1 protein-coding gene is annotated in these 1,892 nt (G+C 46.9%); it reads right to left on the bottom strand.

Features of this window, described 5'->3' with window-relative positions:
* Positions 1-211 precede the first annotated feature (211 nt).
* A partial coding sequence (locus tag J3352_RS14070; protein WP_207700526.1) for a reverse transcriptase domain-containing protein occupies positions 212-1,892 on the bottom strand: 1,681 nt, incomplete at its 5' end.

The raw sequence follows: 1,892 nt of genomic DNA, 5'->3' as shown, positions 1-1,892 counted from the left end.
AATGTGCAGCACCTCTGCGGCTGCGAAGCAGTCCGCAGAGTAGTCTGCTTTGTTGTGATAGGTAACTTTTTGAAGTAATCTCCAAGTTTTCCCCCACCTCACGCCGGGCGTGCACCTTTCAGCGCACCCGGCGTACCATCAAATCGATTTACTTTCTTCCTTCAGATTTCAACACTGCTGTGTTCTCACGGACACAGAGTGGTTGTAAATTTCACAGTTTAAGTTTTTCGCGGTATTTCATGATTTTGCCTACCGTCTTTGCATCAAGCTCAGGCGGTATTGGACTGTTGTGAACCATGCGGTGGCATGGTTCACACAGCCAAACCAGATTTGGTACTTTATTGATTCTATCAAGTGGAAGCTTGTTTTTAACGTGGTGACAATGCTTTTGAAGCATGGGTGAGAAGGCATTTCCACAGCATTTACATTTTCCTTTGTCCCTGCTGTAAGCATACTCCCGGTTCATATAATACTCAAAATTCATCCTTCCCTTTGCGTATGCTGACATTGCAATATCGTTCGGGGAGTTAACGGATGGACGGTCACATGGCAGTGGCTTGTGCTTAGCACGATAGCTCACATACCGTCTGCGCCCTTCCACTGTATACGGCGTCATTTTCTGGTCAAATGGCTTGGGTTCATAGTGACTATGCGTGATGAACGCATAAGTTATACCAAACCATTTTCCTTCGACCCATACCGCAAATGTCTTACTGTCGTAGCCCTTGTGTCGGTCAGGAAGATTGCAAAGCACCTTCAGCGGCACCTGCATGGAGTTGTACCGTTTGGGGTACAGCTTTTTCCATACAGCCAGTGCAGCGTTGTTTACTCTGCGGTCTATCGCATGGTAGGCACGAGAGCAGATGGATGTCTGCAAGTACTGTGCCATACCCATAATGACAGAGTTGACGTACTGAATTTGCGCAGCCTGCACATTGACTTTTTGACAAAGTTCTATGCGGTGCACTTCTTCGAGCAGTTTCTTAATCTTCTTTCCTAACCGTTCCATATCCGGCAGCGGCTTTCCAACCAGATGTTTCGTCCATGTTGCCGGGTCAGGAGTTTTCCGTTTTCGTTCGGCCTTTACCACAAAGCCAAGAAAGTGTATACCGTTTGTCCGCAGGTCTGTTACATAGGTCTTCTCCTGCGACAGTTCAAGTTTCATTCTGTTCCGAAAATATTTTGTCAAGACACATTTCAAGCGGAGTGCTTCCTTCTCCGTTGACGTCAAAATCACCCAATCATCGGCGTAGCGATAATTGTACTTTGGCGTTACACCAGCCCATTTTAGTCGCCTTGTGTCGTTGCCTTTATGCTTGCACTGTCTGTGCGGCTCCATATACATACGACCAACATACCAATCGAAATCGTTGAGATAAACATTGGATAAAAGTGGTGAAAGGATTCCGCCCTGCGGTGTACCGAGCTCTGTTGCATGAAACAGGTCATTTTCCATATATCCAGCTTTTAGCATCTGACTGATAATTTTCAGTACACGCTTGTCATGGATACCGATTCTCCAGAGTTTTTGGAGCAGCAGGCGGTGATTGATATTGTCGAAGCATCCCTTGATGTCGCCCTCAATGGCCCACACGGGCTGGTCGGGCGATTTACATCCAGCATTTATGACATTGATGATACCCCGGATTGCATGTTTCTGTGCCCGATAGGGGCGAAAGCCGTAGCTTTGCGGATAAAATCTCGCTTCACAGATCGGCTCGATAATGATACGCACGCACTCCTGTATAATCCTGTCCAATACAGTGGGGATACCCAGCGGTCGTTTCTTGCCGTTACTCTTTTCGATATATTCACGGCGGGCTGGTTTGGGGCGGTAGTTGCGAAAACTCGATTGAATCAATAAAATAAGCTCATCTTTGGGCATTTGAAGG

It is taken from the genome of Faecalibacterium sp. Marseille-Q4164 (assembly GCF_017377545.1).
In the GTDB taxonomy this organism is placed as follows: Bacteria; Bacillota; Clostridia; order Oscillospirales; family Ruminococcaceae; genus Faecalibacterium; species Faecalibacterium duncaniae.
Note: the sequence above shows the minus strand (reverse complement) of the source record. Positions and strands in the feature narration are given on the sequence as shown.